Origin of the sequence: Alteromonas halophila (assembly GCF_014651815.1) — a bacterium.
GTDB lineage: Bacteria > Pseudomonadota > Gammaproteobacteria > Enterobacterales > Alteromonadaceae > Alteromonas > Alteromonas halophila.
In genome coordinates this window covers 91,759-107,227 of the sequence record NZ_BMXP01000010.1, presented here as the reverse complement: position 1 = coordinate 107,227, position 15,469 = coordinate 91,759, and the positions used below count along the sequence as shown (strand labels likewise).

Below are 15,469 nucleotides of genomic sequence, written 5' to 3'. Positions count from 1 at the left end.
GATCAACTGCTTGTAACTCATGGTGATTACTTCTGTTTGTTTGGCGACTACAGAGTACCACCAACAGGCAGTTGATCTCTTCTCGCCGTTTAACCATGAGTGGTGCACTTATTATCTGAATTCGGGACAGATCAATCATTACCTAATGCATTTTGTGATTCAGTATTTGACACAGAGCTTCTAATCACGCGTGCGCCAAATGTGGCGCTTCGGCCTTGGCTTGGAGAACACGCAACCAAAAAAATGGACGAAACAGGAAAATCTATTTTTTATGCGATAACCCATGGTAAAGGCAAGCAAGCTATTTTTTTCCCAGCTTGGAGGAGTATAAGAGCACTACTTCCAAGCAATCATAAAGGTGATAAGGCTAGAGTCTATACGCCAGTATGTCCGGTCTCACTTTCTATAAGTGAAACTACTGAGTTAATTTCGGAAAAAGTTAACCCCGGGTCTAGTGCTTCTCAAGAGCCAAAGTCACAAAAATTGATTGGGACAAAGAAAAAAACTAACCTCGTGCGTGCTAACGAAAAAAATCAAGTGACGGAGTTCAGGTCAATTGGTCCTCGTTTTGGGATTATGGGAATAGCATTACAAGAGAGGTCTGCTCACAAAGTAGAACCTGAAATGTCAAACTCATTTTATCTTACTGATAAGTTCAACGAATTACTTATCGAGTATAATTCAAAATTAAAGGAAATGAACTTTCGAGTAAGAGATATAGAATACGAACAAGCCACTTACGACTTTTTTAATCTCGCCCCATTTCCCATCGGTAAAATGGATACGAATGACCTAGGGAACGGTTGGCGGCTTTCAGAAAGCATAGTGATTGATCAAATTATATATGCTTTTGAAGCGAGTAAGGTATACGATACGTCAAGCTTAGACGCAGTCAAAAACGCAATTATAAATAAGTTTGGAAGTCCCAATTTTGAGACGGATTCGAAGTTAGTATATGCCGAAGAGATGAGTCAGTCTCAAATTGACTATAATTCAATGAAACTTCCGGTTGAGGCTGAAATTAGCGCGCCCACTAGAAAGAATTCACAACTAGCTGACAAATTAGAATACTTTATCGAATTTCGAATGCATGTAAAAAATGGCTCGAACTCTTCTGAAAAGGTCGAACTAATAGTCGACGCGCGTGCCCCCCGCGCTGCACTCGAAGCGATTCAGTTGTTGGATAAGAGGTTTGATGACTATATAACATCCGTGTTTGAAGAAGGCTACGAAAAATTAAGGAACGAGGCGAATACAGAAATATCTCTGTAGCATTACACCCTGTGCACACTTTTTGAGTGAATCGCCACTAGTACAGGGGTTCTACCCCGTTACTGCTTTTCGGTTTTGCGGTCAATATTCTTTTAACAGCAAAGAGTGATATCCAGCCCGTCAGCACCGCAAAGGCGGTGATCTCCTCTAGACAACGAGCGGACGGTATAGCGCTCGGATTTGCAGATTTTTTGAAACGCAGCGAAAAACCCGTCAGGCAATATGCTCTTATTAGATTCATACTGTTCCCAGTATCTTTGACGCCAATTTTCTTGCTTTTTCAACCGGCAAATCAGATTCTGGTACGTCTTCACCATGGCTAAGCAGGTCACGAGTTTTTTTTAGCTCATTAAAATCATTGATGTCACTATCATTTAATGTATTCCAGACAAGCTGGGCACACCAATTAAACCTTTGGGCCAAGTTTTTCGCATCACTAAATCTTTGCTCAAAGAAGAGTGAGCCTGATTCAGTCAGCCTGCTCGGAACATTAAATGTTGGCCTTGCGTCAATATTATAATCAAGCCTTTTAAAGCACTTGTGAGTGGTTCGCTCAATAAACAAAAAGTAACTCAAAAACTGCTTGAATCTGTCTTTTTCATTGAGCGCGGAATAGAAATGACGACTTGCTTTGTATTCCAGTTGCTCAAACACTTCAGTCGAAGATTGTAATGACATATTGATATCCTCTGGTGTTTTTCCAGATGATACGAACATATTGGCATTCGCAGTCATCTTGACATCAAATAAGGAAATACCTCCAGAAGTTGTGCCTGATATTGCGCTATCAACTGGCACTAAGTTCACAGGACGTTCTAGAGTAGATAAATGAGCTACTAAAGATGTAATTATATTGGGCAGCGACTCTTTCTCCCACTTTCTTATATCTTCTTTTCCTGTAGGGAAAGCGTCATAGGTCATTATGCTTCCTTCGTGTTCTTTTCTCCATCCACCCTTTAACGTCCGAGTGCAAAACTCTTTAAAATAGACCAGTACAAACGGTGGTCTTGTCTTTCTGTTCTCGACCCAATTTTCTTCGTCTTCATCTACGAAATTTTCACCAGTTAAAAGTCTACAGCCCTCATTCAACGAATTGGAAATCACAACCGTACAATTTTCACCGAACTTAACAACGTCCGATATGGTTTTCGAGCTACTTGGATGAAAATTAACCCCTTGGACTGAAAACACTCTAACAATACCAAATCGAACCTCAAGCACATCACTTTCTGGATATTCTGAAAAACCCATTGCTTCGATTGCATTATTTGACAATATCATCTTGAAATCTCAAAGAATCTAACAGCTTATTACTGGGGCTTCATAGTAGCACCCGTTTTCACTGAAAAACCATAATCTGTGTCTTCATAGGAAAGAATGCTAGACGTCCGGTTTACGTACCCAGCTGCCGCCCGCGACATGAAGTACCACCGTCCGCTACTGGCACAAATGAGATCCTCGCCTGCGAGAGGATGACAAGCGCGGACGCTGGCCTTATTTACTCATCAACGTACAGTTTCTGCTTAAAAGTCAGGGTTTGCTGCTTTTCGCCATGTTGAATATCAATCGCAAAACGGAAGGTTTCCTGATCCCGGTAGGGGAGTACTGCCAGGTAATAAATAGCGTCGCCTTCTTCAACTTTTTTAAAGCTCAGTTCATGGCCTGAGCCCAGCAGATTGGTCGCTTTTCCTGAGACTGATACGCGCTGCGCATCGCCGGTTTGTGCATCCAGCACCGACAGGTTAATCAGGGCATTGTACTTGCTGCGCACAATGCCGTAGTTTGCGGCCACCTCGGGGGTCAGAAACGGCGTATTCACAACCATATAGTGGACATCCCAGTCCCCCAGCCGTTGTTTTTGTTCCGCACTGGCCTGGCTACTTAGTGTCACAAGCACCAGTGACAGCACTGTCAGAATAAACCGTTTCATATAACGCCCCCTAGTAAAGCCCGAAGGTATCCTGGATCAGTAATTGTAGAAACTGCAGCGCAATGATCGCAACCAGTACCGACAAATCCAGCCCGCCAATAGGCGGAATAACCTTGCGGATTGGCGCAAGGAAGGGCTCTGTTAGCTGATAGAGCACATAATCAATGGCGGTTTGTCCCTGCGATACCCAGCTTAAAATGGCCCGCAGCAATAACACCCAGAACATCAGTGACAGGGTTTCCTTAACGACATCCATAACCGCCACGATGACCAGCGCCAGTGGATTCAGGTTGCCCCCGAACAGCAGCGACAGGGTGACAATTTTAAGCCCTGCGACGATAATTGCGAGCAACAGGGTCGCCGTATCCAGCCGCCCCATGGAGGGAATGATACGCCGCATCGGCGCGACCAGCGGATGGGTGGCTTTCACCACAAACTGACTTAACGGGTTGTAAAAATCGGCCCGCACTAACTGCAGCCATAGCCGTAAAATAACGACCATGAGATACAGGTTGAACAGGGTACTGACAAGGAAATAGGTTGCGTTCATTACTGCGGATCCCGGAGTTTAAAGCTGTTTTGCCATTTCTTCTGCGCGAGCTACGGCAGCACGCATTGCCTTGGCAACGGTTTCAGGCAAACCTTCATCAATCAGGGTGTTCACGGCGGCTGCCGTTGTCCCACCTTTTGAGATAACCTGTTCACGTAGTTCACCGATAGACAGGTCGTCATTGTGAATGACCATTTCGGCGGCGCCTAACATGGCTTGCTGAACCATCAGGCGTGACTGCTTCTCATCAAAGCCCATGTTCATGGCTTCTTCCTGCATTGCTTCGAGGAATAAGAAGAAATACGCCGGGCTGCTGCCTGCAGCGGCAATCACACCGTTGATGTCATCTTCTTTCTCAACCCACACGGTTTCACCCACGCTGTTCATGACATCATCAACGTACTGGCGGTTCTCATCGGTCACAGTGGGATCGGCGTACATGCCTGACATGCCTTTGCCCAGCAGACTGGGCGTATTTGGCATAATGCGCACCACCGGGTAGTCGCCCCCTAACATTTCCTGCAGGCGGCTGACGGGCAAACCGGCGGCAATACTCATAAACAGACAATCAGACAAATCGTTGTTCTTCTGCAGGGCTTCGCACATTTCCGCCATTTTTTGCGGTTTTACGGCAAGCACAATAGCATCGGCAAACTGCGCGGCTTCATCATTGGACTGCGTGGTGCGAATACCAAATTCTGCTTTCAGTCCGTCCAGCTTCGGCGTGGAGGGGTTACTGGCAAGAATACTATCCTTGTCGTAGCCAGACTGAATTAAACCACTGATTATGCTGCGGCTCATATTGCCGGCACCAATAAAGGCCAATTTTTTCTGTTGCATGTTTACCCTTCTTAGTCATTAAAATTAGGTTTGCGATGTTGCCCGCTTAATCCCGGGCGCCGAATATGGCTGAGCCGACGCGCACCATGGTCGAGCCATGGGTAATGGCCGCCTCCATATCCGCACTCATTCCTACGGACAGGGTATCAAAATTGCTCAGCTTTGTATGGTAGCGCTTAAATAAATCGTGCAATGCAGTCAGGCTTTGTTGCTGCTGCTCAGGTGTCGGGTCGGCCTTGGGAATCGCCATCAGGCCGCGCAGGGTGAGCTTCTCAAATCCCGTGATGGCGTCGATGAGCGTATCTATCTCTTCAGGGGCGACACCGGACTTACTGTCTTCGTCGTCAATATTAACCTGAATACAAACATTCAGCGGCGCCATACCTTCTGGCCGCTGATCGTTCAGACGCCGGGCAATTTTCAGCCGGTCGACACTTTGCACCCAGTCAAAATGTTCGGCTACGGCGCGGGTCTTGTTCGACTGCAGCGGCCCTATCATATGCCACTGAATACCGGTAAGTGCTTTGAGTGCCTGAATTTTTTCCACACCCTCACTGACATAGTTTTCACCAAACAAACGTTGCCCGGCTTCATACGCAATCAGCAGATCAGATACGGGTTTGGTCTTGCTTACGGCTAGCAATTGCACACTATTTGATGGACGATGGGCACCAGCAAGAGCCTGCTCAATTCGCTCATGGGCGGATTTCAGTCTTTCTGCTATTGTTTGCATTAATCACCTTGGTTAGGAGAAACGGCTAGTGGATATTACCGAACTATTGGCGTTCAGTGTCAAAAACAAGGCTTCCGATTTACATTTATCCGCAGGCTTACCCCCGCTGATTCGGGTAGATGGCGAGATGCGCAAGCTGAACGTGGATCCGCTCGACCATAAACAGGTGCACGCGCTGGTGTACGAAATCATGAATGACAACCAGCGAAAGGAATATGAAGAAAACCTGGAAACTGACTTTTCCTTTGAGGTCAAAGACCTGTCACGCTTTCGTGTTAACGCCTTTGTCCAGAACCGTGGCGCTGCCGCGGTGCTGCGGACTATTCCCAGCGACGTTCTGACACTGGATGATTTGGGGGCACCGGCCATCTTCAAAGATATTATCAATCAGCCGACCGGGATTGTGCTGGTCACCGGCGCCACCGGTTCCGGTAAAAGTACCACCCTGGCGGCCATGATTGACCATATTAACACCAATAAGCGTGAGCATATTCTGACCATTGAGGATCCTATCGAGTTTGTCCACGACAACAAACTCAGCCTGGTAAACCAGCGTGAAGTACACCGTGACACCCACAGCTTTAATGCCGCGCTTCGTTCTGCGTTACGGGAAGATCCGGATGTGATCCTGGTGGGGGAATTACGGGATTTAGAAACCATTCGTCTGGCCATTTCGGCGGCCGAAACCGGCCATCTGGTGTTTGGTACTCTGCACACTAACTCGGCGCCCAAAACCATTGACCGGATCATTGATGTATTTCCGGCAGAAGAAAAATCCATGGTGCGCTCCATGTTGTCGGAATCCTTACGTGCGGTTATCTCACAGACACTGCTGAAAAAAGTCGGCGGCGGGCGTGTCGCTGCACATGAAATTATGGTGGGTATTCCTGCTATCCGTAACCTTATTCGTGAGGACAAGGTGCCGCAGATGTACTCAGTGATCCAGACAGGGCAAGCGCATGGCATGCAGACCATGGATCAGGCGCTGCAGCGTCTGGTTGCAATGAACGTGATTTCGCGACAGGACGCGGCGGCAAAATCCATCGATAAACAGTCCGGCAGTAACTTATAGGAATACGCCAATGCTAGATTCATTTCTTTCTCAGATGGTTGAGCATTCAGCCTCTGACCTGTTCATTACCGCCGGATTTCCGGTCAGTGCCAAAATTAACGGCACACTGACCCCGCTGACAGAGGATCGTCTCACCGATGAAGAAGCACTGAGTCTGGTGCATGAAGCCATGAGTGAAGACCAGCAACAGCAGTTTCACTCAACCCGCGAGTGCAATTTCGCCATTGCCCGCGACGGGGTGGGGCGCTTCAGGTGTTCCGCCTTCTGGCAGCGTGATCTGGCTGGCATGGTGATCCGACGCATTGTGACTCAAATTCCAAAGGTGGATGAACTGGGGCTGCCGCCGGTACTTAAAGACATTATTATGTCCAAGCGTGGTCTGGTGCTGTTTGTGGGTGGAACCGGTACGGGGAAATCAACGTCACTGGCGGCGCTAATCGGCCATCGCAATAAGAACTCTCATGGTCATATTCTGACCATTGAAGATCCTATTGAATTTGTGCATGAGCATAATAACTGCGTAATCACGCAGCGGGAGGTCGGGCTGGATACCCAGTCGTTTGACGACGCACTGAAAAGCTCGCTGCGCCAGGCACCGGATGTAATCTTAATTGGTGAGATACGCTCCATGGAAACCATGGAATATGCCATGTCCTTTGCCGATACGGGGCACTTGTGTGTCGCGACCCTGCACGCCAATAATGCCAATCAGGCGATAGAACGGATCATGCACCTTGCGCCTAAAGATCAGCACGATAAATTACGGTTTGACCTGAGTATGAACATCCGGGCCATTGTTGCCCAGCAACTGGTACCGACGACCGACGGCAACGGCCGGGTGGCCGCAATTGAAATTCTGCTGAATTCACCGCTGGTGGCGGATTTGATCCGTCGCAACGAGATAGGCAGCCTTAAGGAAGCCATGAAAAAGGGCAAAGAGTCCGGCATGCAGAGCTTCGATATGGCGCTGTATGACCTTTACAAAGCAGGCAGAATTGATCTTAAGCAGGCGCTGCACCACGCCGATTCACCCAACGATTTACGTCTGATGGTAAAACTGGACACCAACGAAGGCTCCAGTCTGGGTACACTGTCAGATGTGTCAATTGATATGGATGACTAATATGCCGGCGTTGCTCGTGGTGTTTCTTCAGCGGGCGATACAATCAAGCGGCTGAGGTCTGACTGAAGGGGACTTATGAAGCAGCTATTTGTCAGTGCCGAGCCGTTTATGATGCAGTCGTTACGCAGTGCACTTGATGCGGCCGGCGTGCCCTACATGATGAAGAACGAGTATGCCGGTGGCGCGCTTGGTGAATTACCCTGGCAGGATACCCAGCAGGAGCTGTGGCTGGTGGATGAAAGCTGGGGGAAAACCGCGCAGCGCGTACTAAGTCACTGGCAGGCAGAACACGACGGAAGCACAAGTGGCGACTGGTGTTGCCACTGTTGTGGTGAAGAAAATGGCGGTGCGTTTGAACGTTGCTGGGCGTGTGGGGCTAATGCGTCGCCATCAGTGGTTTAACCGTACAGGTTCTCCACCCAACTGGAAAAAATCACGCAGGCAGAAACACTGTCTATCTTATCTTTGGTAAGCTTCTTATAGCCGCCTAACTCAAATAACATGGCTTTGGCATCAGCCGTCGACAAACGCTCGTCACTGGCTTCTACCGGCACGCGATAGCGGTTGTGCAGGCGGTTGGCAAACTTTCTGGCGCGCTGCGTCATTGCCTGCTCAGTACCATCCATGTTCAGCGGCAAACCCACCACCACTACATCAGGCTGCCATTCGTCAAAAATGGCAGCCAGCTTGTCCCAGTCGGGAATACCATCACGTGCGGCGATTGCAGGAAGTGGTGACGCCGTACCCGTTACTTCCTGGCCAACCGCAATACCAATACTTTTGGTCCCGAAATCAAAAGCCAGTACCCGGCGAAAGCCCGCTTCAGGCATGACCGGCTCCGGGCGCCAGTTGCCAAACGTCCACACCCAGCTTATTCACTGCCGCCTGCCACTTCTTATGAATAGGCGTATGAAAAAGAATGTCTTCGTCAGCTTCGATGGTTAACCAGGCATTGTCCTGCAGCTCCTGTTCAAGTTGTCCTGCTGTCCAGCCTGCGTAACCCAGCGCAATGATGGCGTCTTCCGGACCCTGCTGCTGGCCAATTGCAGTAAGAATATCTTTCGAGGTAGTGACCATAATATTCGGTGCCAGCGTCAGGCTGGACGCCCAGCCCTGCTGCTGGGAGTGAAGCACAAAACCACGGTCCTGATTTACCGGTCCTCCGGCCAGAATAATCTGCTCTGCTTTGTCTTCCGGCACACTGAGTGCTTTGTCAGTTTGCGCCAGCAGTTCCTTTAACGTCATGGTTGACGGCTGATTGATCACCAGTCCCATTGCGCCGTCTTCATTGTGTTCACAGACATAGGTCAGGGTGCGCGAAAAATACCCGTCATCAAGTGACGGCATCGCGATAAGGAAGTGATTTTGAAGGCTTTGTATGTCTGTCATCGTTTCCTCATTGTGGGTGTGCAAAACATGGCGCCGGTACGTACTCTGCCTCGGGGCGAACGGAACAGCACACGCGTGCTCGTATGCATGTCTGCTCAGGCATCAAGTCGGCGTTCAATTGCATCAAACAATAAGGCCATGATGTTGATATCATAATGACCTTCTATTTCTCTTACGCACGTTGGACTGGTAATGTTTATTTCCGTGATCTTATCGCCAATCACATCCAGCCCAACGAACAGAATATGATTGTCCTTAAGCACTGGCGCGACAGCGTTCGCCAGCGCACGGTCGCTGTCACTCAATGGTTGCGGCCGTCCGGTCCCTCCGGCAGCAAGGTTACCGCGGGTTTCACCTTTACCCGGTAATCTGGCCAGACAGTAAGGCACCACCTCACCATCAACAATCAGTACACGTTTATCCCCATCCTTAATTTCAGGCAGGTATTCCTGCACCATCATATAACGGGTCTGATTGACCGTCAGGGTTTCAATGATCACGCCCAGGTTGTTGCCATCTTCCTTAACACGGAAGATAGACACACCGCCCATCCCATCCAATGGTTTGCAAATCACATCTTTATGCTTAGCGTGAAAAGCACGAATGAGCGCTGCATTGCTGCTCACCAGCGTCTGCGGTATATGCTCGGGGAAATAAGAGGTAAACAGCTTTTCGTTATAATCACGCAGCGCCTGCGGGTTATTTACCACCAGAGCTCCGGCATCCTGAGCCAGTGTCAGGATCTGCGTTGCATATAAAAACTCGCTGTTAAATGGCGGATCTTTACGCATGATCAGTACGTCAACATCGCCCAGCGACCATTGTTCAGGCTCGCCCAGCGTATAAAAGTCTGACGCCTGATCGCGCACGCTGACGTCCCGGGCATTGCCCATTGGCCTGCCATTTTCAATATAAAGATCAGAGAGTTCAAAATACAGGATCCTGACACCACGACGCTGCGCTTCAAGCATCATTGCAAAGCTGGTGTCTTTATGAGGTTTGATAGCCGCTATGGGATCCATGATCACGCCAAGGGTGTATTGCATTGAAGTATTCTCTTTGTCTACAGGCTCTGCTTATCGGCAAAACATGGGCGCAGATTTGGTTTTTTCAATAGCTGGAGCCGGTTAAAGATCGCCGTGCTGCGCCTGCAAAATACTGATCGTGGTAATTGCAGCGGTCTCTGTACGCAGTACCCGGGGGCCAAGACTTACGCTTTGAAAGCCGGCTTCCGAGGCCTGATGGATCTCAGATTCTGTTAGTCCGCCTTCCGGCCCAATTAACAGCCGATAGCCATGAGTATTATAGGGCTGCCGGGCTGCACTGGTCTCAGCGGTGGGTGAAAGTACCAGCCGTGTGGCGTGGGTGGATTCAGCGAACCACTGATTCAGCGCTATCGGTGGGTGCAGCACGGGTAGCCGGTTGCGGCCGCACTGCTCACAGGCGCTGATGATGATTTTTTGCCATTGACTGCGCTTTTTCTGCCAGCGTTTTTCATCCAGCTTAACCGCGCAGCGCTGTGTGATTAATGGTGTAATTTCGCTGACTCCCAGCTCAACACTTTTTTGCAGCACAGTATCCATTCTATCCCCCTTAGACACACCTTGTCCCAGATGCAGGGGGAGCGGGGATTCCTTATTCAGTGACAGGCATGCATCCGCTTCGACAGTCACCCGGCGTCGTTCGACATCAACAATATTGGCGCTGTATTCATTGCCATCACCGTTGAACAGGACGATGGGATGGCCGGGCTTGAGACGTAAAACAGTCGCCACATGATGTGCCGCACTGTCCTCGAGCAAAAATGGCGTGTCCATTAAGATAGAGTCTGGGTAATGTATTCTGGGAATTTGCATAAACACTGACAGCGTTCTGAAGAATGGTCGGATGATACCGGGAGAGTGATAGCGGGCGCAATGGCCCGCTTAAAGGATTGATTGTACAGGAAGCATATCAGTGTAACTGAATGGCTCTTCCTGTGGGCTCTGTCTGTTCAACGCTATTAACTGACGGAGCGGGTGGGTTACGCCTTGCATATTCAGTGTGCTGGCCCCGGTCTTTCATAAGTGCGAAAGCCAGAAGGACCATCACAATACCGAAAAGCACTGTTAAATATAACATTTTCAAATCCTTTAAAAATATTAACGTCTGGTTGTTAGTTTTAAGAGGTCAAAAAAGTTGCGTCACTGCAACAGGCCCCCGACAAATTTACGACCTTATAGATAGTAAGGCTGCGATCTTGCCGTCGCTGAAGTTAAACAAATATAGTCAATACTGGCCAATTTACCAGCATATTTTTATACCCGTAAATGCCACTATAACCAGTTTCTTTTTAATTTCAGTGTGTTGGTGACGACAATTTTTTGACGCATGTCTTACCGGAAATAAGTCTAGAGAAGTCCGGTGACAAACTGATTACAGCGCTGGTTACGCTGGTATAAAAAATTAGATCGCATTTTTTTCACTGACAAGGCTGATTGCACAAAAAGTAAATAGCTGACTGACTTCGCTGAAAAAAAAACTTCTGCACGGTAAGGAATGCTGCTAATTTGAACATAGCTGTAAATAACCCCCCCCCTAAGGAGATATCAATGGAAGAAAATCTGTCATTTTTTAGTGCCAGTGATGTTGAAGGCTATGTGAACAACTATGCGATACCGTGGGGCATTAATATCGCTATGGCGATATTGATTTATGTCGTTGGTCGGCTGGTTGTCGGTATTTTACTGTCCGTTTTTCGACGTGTAATGGCGAAATCCAAATATGATCAGATGCTGATCGACTTTTTGGAAGCTATCATCAGTGCTGTGCTGATGCTGTTTGTTATCGTTGCATCGCTGGATGAGCTGGGCGTCGATACTACGTCACTGGTGGCGATACTCGGTGCTGCCGGCCTGGCTATTGGCCTGTCATTGCAGGATTCACTGAAAAATTTTGCAGCCGGTGTGATGTTACTGGTATTCAAGCCATTCCGGGCAGGAAATTATGTGGAAGTAGCAGGCACTGCCGGTTCTGTGCAGAAAATTGGTATTTTCACCACCACCATGACCTCGCTGGACAACAAGGAAATCATTATCCCTAATGGAAAGATTTACAGCGACAACATTACCAACTACTCGGCAAAAGAAACCCGTCGTTGCGACATGACCTTCGGGATTGGCTATGACGATGATCTGCGAAAGGCAAAGTCAATTCTTGAAGAGATGTGTAAAAACGAGGAGCGGATCCTGGACGAGCCAGCACCGCTTGTAGGCGTTGCCGAGCTGGGTGACAGCAGTGTTAACTTTACAGTACGTCCCTGGGTAAATGCGGCCGACTTCCTGGGTGTGAAGCTGGACTTTACCGAAGCGGTAAAACTCCGTTTTGATGAAGAAGGGATTAGCATACCGTATCCGCAAATGGATGTTCACGTACACAAGGAAGCGCAGGAGGATGGCAAAACTGACTAATGCCATCCTGCTGACAAAAAAAAGCACGGTACTGTTACCGTGCTTTTTTTATGTTGTTATGACCGGCAGTTGGGGCGGTAGGTTGCGCTCTGGTACGCGGCATTGGCTTGCGCCATGTTTGCCTGCAGATCACGGATCCGTGTATCCGGTGACGGGTGAGTAGACATTAATTCAGGTGGACGCTGGCCCTGGCTGGCGGCCTCCATATTGCGCCACAGGTCAACAGATTGCTGCGGTTTAAAGCCGGATTCTGCCATCAGTTCAAGGCCAATTAGATCAGCTTCCGATTCGTGGGTGCGACTAAACGGCAGTTGCACGCCAACCTGAACGCCTAAACCTATGGCGGCCATGATGGTACCGGACTGCGCGACTTCATTTGCCGCGAGAATTTGCCCCACGGCCTGTGAGCCCATGTTGATAAGTGTCGACTGCGACATGCGCTCGTTGCCATGATCAGCAATAACATGGCCTACTTCGTGACCAATAACCGCGGCCAGCTGATGCTGATTTTCAGCAACATTCAGTAACCCGGTGTAGACGCCAATTTTTCCACCCGGCAGCGCAAACGCATTGACCTGTTCGTCGTCAAATACGACGACTTCCCACTGACCAGAATACACAGAGTCAGGCACCCGGGCAGTGATTGCCCTGGCTACACATTCAACGTAGTCGTTTTGCACACGTTTATTCGATACCTTCAGCTCTTCCTTCATGCTGGCGAAGGCCTGATCCCCCATGGCTGAGAGTTGCTGTTCGGAAAAAAGTAATACCTGATTGCGACCGGTTGGCGACGTCGCACAGGCGGTGATAAACACTACAATACCTACCGATAGCGCGCTATAAATCCTGTTTTTCATTGTTGCTGTTCCTCAACATCAGGGGACGGTTTGTCAATCAATACCCGTTGCCCTGTAACCCAGATCATTCACCGCTGTATACCGCAAAAAGTCACAATGGTGCAACTATTGCTGAAATCTGACATATCACAGAACAGGCAACGGCACCGTTTAGAAGGCTTGCAAATTACGTCATATTCACCGAATCCATGCAATGATTGCGCAGAATGGCGGGGTTATTTTCGTCTTTACTCGCTTAATAATTGTGTCATACACTGGTTTTAAAGTTGCGTTAACAATATTGATGTTGAGTAGCGTGTTATTAACCGTTGCAGCGCGCGTGATACATGCGTCGGTTACTAACCCTGTTCTCAATGTCTGCAAAGCACCCGGCAAATAGTGTTGATCTGTGTCTGAATATCTTCTTACAAAGAGACAGAAAAATGCTGATAAACAAAAAAAGGAACATACATGGTCACCCCGAGCAAATTTAAACACGGACTTCTTGCCCTATTGATTTCTGCAGCGCTAACTGGCTGTGGTTTAGACGGCGATGATGGTGAAACCGGTCCCCAGGGCGCCCAGGGCCCACAGGGCGAACAAGGTGAGAATGGAGAGGACGGCTCAGACGGGCAGGATGCGTCGCTCGGTGTTACGATGGACGTCGTTGCACGTGCTTTCCTGGGTAACCAGGGAGCAGCAGAAATTGTGCAATACGATGCTGAAAATCAGGTGGTGTATGCGACTAACAGTGCCACCAATAGTATTGCAGCTATCAATATTGGTGGTATCTCTTCAGAGGCCATGACCGACCCTGTTGGTCAGCTAAACCTTAATCCGCAAACCTTTGCGTTGCCTGAGGAGGTAGACGGAAACCCACTTGGCGGCGTTACCAGCATTGCTGTGAGTGGTGACCTGATGGCCGTTGCTGTAACAGCGGAAACGAAAACCGATCCCGGCTATGTGTTGTTCTACAATGGCGTTGAATCTGCCTCGCTTGAGTACGTTGATGCTGTGCTGGTTGGCAGTTTACCTGACATGGTGACCTTCACACCTAACGGTGGTAAGGCGATTGTAGCTAACGAAGGTGAGCCAAATGGGGATTACAGCATCGATCCGGAAGGGTCTGTCGCTGTGATTGATATTCTGGCGAGCAATGAACCCGCAGAAACTGCCACCTTTATAACGTTTACCGACTTAAATGGTACGCAGGCAGAGCTAATGGCACAGGGACTGATGTTCCCAAATCCAACTGGCCGTACAATTAATGGCAACGATATTGATATTAGTGTGGCGCAGGACCTGGAGCCTGAATACATTACAGCCACCAACGAAAGGGCCTATGTCACCCTGCAGGAAAATAACGGTATGGCTATCGTTGACCTGGAAGATATGACTGTTGAAGTCGTCGGGTTGGGTGTTAAGAGCTGGTCTGGATTAAACATTGATGTACAGGAAAACGGTCAGGTCAGCTTTGGCCAGTATACGGGCCTGTATGGCGTATATATGCCCGATACCATTACGCATTTTGACTGGAAAGGCGCCGAATTCCTTATTACAGCGAATGAGGGGGATGCCCGTGAATACTTCTTTGACGTTGCGGATGAAGCTGAATGTGCCGCCGCGGGTGGTCAGGACTATGATGAAGATGATGGCTGCCTGGCCTACACTGATGAGATGCAGGTAGGGGATCTTACGGCAGAGCCAAATTCTGAGCTTGCGCAACTGCAGACTCTGGGCGAAGTGGATGATCTGCGCGTGACAGATGCAATGGGTGACGCAGACGGTGATGGTGAATATGATGCGGCATACACGTATGGTGCACGGTCCTTCACTATATGGGATCAGAATGGTCTGGTCGTGTTTGACTCTGGCGACGATTTTGAGCGTATTACCGCCTCAGTACACGGGGCTCAGTTCAATAATGGCGATGATGAGAACGAGGGTGACTCGCGCTCTGAAAACAAAGGGCCTGAGCCAGAAGCAGTAACGGTCGGTAAGATTGGCGATCGTACGTATGCATTTATTGGTACAGAGCGTATGGGCGGCATTTTTGTTTATGATGTGACGAATCCCTATGATGCTAAGTTCAGTGAATATGTGATTAATCGCGACCTGACAGAAGGCCTGACAGCCGACGATGTGATTGGCGATCTGGCGCCGGAAAGTCTGGTGTTTATCAGTGCTGAAGACAGCCCGACGGGTACGCCCCTGTTAGTGGTCGGAAATGAGGTAAGCGGGACAGTGTCGGTATGGTCGGTTAATCCTAACTAAT

The 15,469-nt window shown here is 48.9% G+C and carries 16 protein-coding genes; 6 read left to right on the top strand and 10 right to left on the bottom strand.

The annotated features are described in order from the left end of the window. Window positions 1-102 precede the first annotated feature (102 nt). Window positions 103-1,272 carry a hypothetical protein gene (locus IE054_RS15640; RefSeq protein WP_189408036.1) on the top strand — a complete coding sequence of 390 codons (1,170 nt, stop codon included), beginning with the start codon at window positions 103-105 and terminating at the stop codon, window positions 1,270-1,272. A gap of 237 nt (window positions 1,273-1,509) precedes the next feature. Here IE054_RS15640 and IE054_RS15635 read toward each other — a convergent pair whose 3' ends face one another. From IE054_RS15635 to IE054_RS15615, 5 genes are all read right to left on the bottom strand, one after another. After that, entirely contained in the window at window positions 1,510-2,547 is a 1,038-nt protein-coding gene (locus IE054_RS15635; RefSeq protein ID WP_189408034.1) for a hypothetical protein, read from the bottom strand. A gap of 223 nt (window positions 2,548-2,770) precedes the next feature. Further along, window positions 2,771-3,202 carry a DUF4426 domain-containing protein gene (locus IE054_RS15630; RefSeq protein ID WP_189408033.1) on the bottom strand — a complete coding sequence of 144 codons (432 nt, stop codon included), beginning with the start codon at window positions 3,200-3,202 and terminating at the stop codon, window positions 2,771-2,773. A gap of 10 nt (window positions 3,203-3,212) precedes the next feature. After that, window positions 3,213-3,752 (bottom strand): YggT family protein, encoded by a 540-nt coding sequence (locus IE054_RS15625; protein WP_189408031.1) that lies wholly within the window; start codon window positions 3,750-3,752, stop codon window positions 3,213-3,215. A gap of 18 nt (window positions 3,753-3,770) precedes the next feature. After that, window positions 3,771-4,592 (bottom strand): pyrroline-5-carboxylate reductase, encoded by an 822-nt coding sequence (gene proC, locus IE054_RS15620; RefSeq protein ID WP_189408030.1) that lies wholly within the window; start codon window positions 4,590-4,592, stop codon window positions 3,771-3,773. Window positions 4,593-4,638: 46 nt separating this feature from the next. Next, the gene (locus IE054_RS15615; RefSeq protein ID WP_189408028.1) at window positions 4,639-5,325 is read right to left on the bottom strand and encodes a YggS family pyridoxal phosphate-dependent enzyme; all 687 of its coding nucleotides are present in this window, start codon (window positions 5,323-5,325) and stop codon (window positions 4,639-4,641) included. A 28-nt stretch (window positions 5,326-5,353) separates the two neighbouring features. Here IE054_RS15615 and IE054_RS15610 point away from each other — a divergent pair, with 28 nt between their 5' ends. The 3 genes from IE054_RS15610 to IE054_RS15600 all read left to right on the top strand — a co-directional run bounded on the left by IE054_RS15610 (window position 5,354) and on the right by IE054_RS15600 (window position 7,922). Further along, entirely contained in the window at window positions 5,354-6,397 is a 1,044-nt protein-coding gene (locus IE054_RS15610; protein WP_189408027.1) for a type IV pilus twitching motility protein PilT, read from the top strand. Window positions 6,398-6,407: 10 nt separating this feature from the next. Further along, entirely contained in the window at window positions 6,408-7,520 is a 1,113-nt protein-coding gene (locus IE054_RS15605) for a PilT/PilU family type 4a pilus ATPase (RefSeq protein WP_189408025.1), read from the top strand. Window positions 7,521-7,595: 75 nt separating this feature from the next. Beyond that, window positions 7,596-7,922 carry a putative signal transducing protein gene (locus IE054_RS15600; protein ID WP_189408024.1) on the top strand — a complete coding sequence of 109 codons (327 nt, stop codon included), beginning with the start codon at window positions 7,596-7,598 and terminating at the stop codon, window positions 7,920-7,922. Here the strand turns inward: IE054_RS15600 and ruvX are convergent. The 4 genes from ruvX to IE054_RS15580 all read right to left on the bottom strand — a co-directional run bounded on the left by ruvX (window position 7,919) and on the right by IE054_RS15580 (window position 10,765). Next, window positions 7,919-8,350: a Holliday junction resolvase RuvX gene (gene ruvX / locus IE054_RS15595; RefSeq protein WP_189408023.1), complete on the bottom strand. Its 432-nt coding sequence runs from the start codon at window positions 8,348-8,350 to the stop codon at window positions 7,919-7,921. The genes IE054_RS15600 and ruvX overlap by 4 nt on opposite strands. Next, entirely contained in the window at window positions 8,343-8,909 is a 567-nt protein-coding gene (locus IE054_RS15590) for a YqgE/AlgH family protein (RefSeq protein WP_189408021.1), read from the bottom strand. The genes ruvX and IE054_RS15590 overlap by 8 nt, the downstream gene beginning before the upstream one ends. A gap of 95 nt (window positions 8,910-9,004) precedes the next feature. Continuing rightward, window positions 9,005-9,955: a glutathione synthase gene (gene gshB, locus IE054_RS15585; RefSeq protein ID WP_189408019.1), complete on the bottom strand. Its 951-nt coding sequence runs from the start codon at window positions 9,953-9,955 to the stop codon at window positions 9,005-9,007. An 81-nt stretch (window positions 9,956-10,036) separates the two neighbouring features. Beyond that, complete coding sequence (locus IE054_RS15580) at window positions 10,037-10,765, bottom strand: 16S rRNA (uracil(1498)-N(3))-methyltransferase (RefSeq protein WP_189408018.1); 729 nt, start codon at window positions 10,763-10,765, stop codon at window positions 10,037-10,039. Between the two features lie 735 nt (window positions 10,766-11,500). On the opposite strand from IE054_RS15580, the gene IE054_RS15575 reads away from it, so the two are divergent. Further along, entirely contained in the window at window positions 11,501-12,358 is an 858-nt protein-coding gene (locus tag IE054_RS15575) for a mechanosensitive ion channel family protein (RefSeq protein ID WP_189408016.1), read from the top strand. A 56-nt stretch (window positions 12,359-12,414) separates the two neighbouring features. Here IE054_RS15575 and IE054_RS15570 read toward each other — a convergent pair whose 3' ends face one another. After that, window positions 12,415-13,215: a M48 family metallopeptidase gene (locus IE054_RS15570; RefSeq protein ID WP_189408014.1), complete on the bottom strand. Its 801-nt coding sequence runs from the start codon at window positions 13,213-13,215 to the stop codon at window positions 12,415-12,417. A 450-nt stretch (window positions 13,216-13,665) separates the two neighbouring features. Between IE054_RS15570 and IE054_RS15565 the strand changes: the two genes are divergently transcribed. Then, window positions 13,666-15,468 carry a choice-of-anchor I family protein gene (locus IE054_RS15565; protein WP_189408012.1) on the top strand — a complete coding sequence of 601 codons (1,803 nt, stop codon included), beginning with the start codon at window positions 13,666-13,668 and terminating at the stop codon, window positions 15,466-15,468. Window position 15,469: the final 1 nt, after the last annotated feature.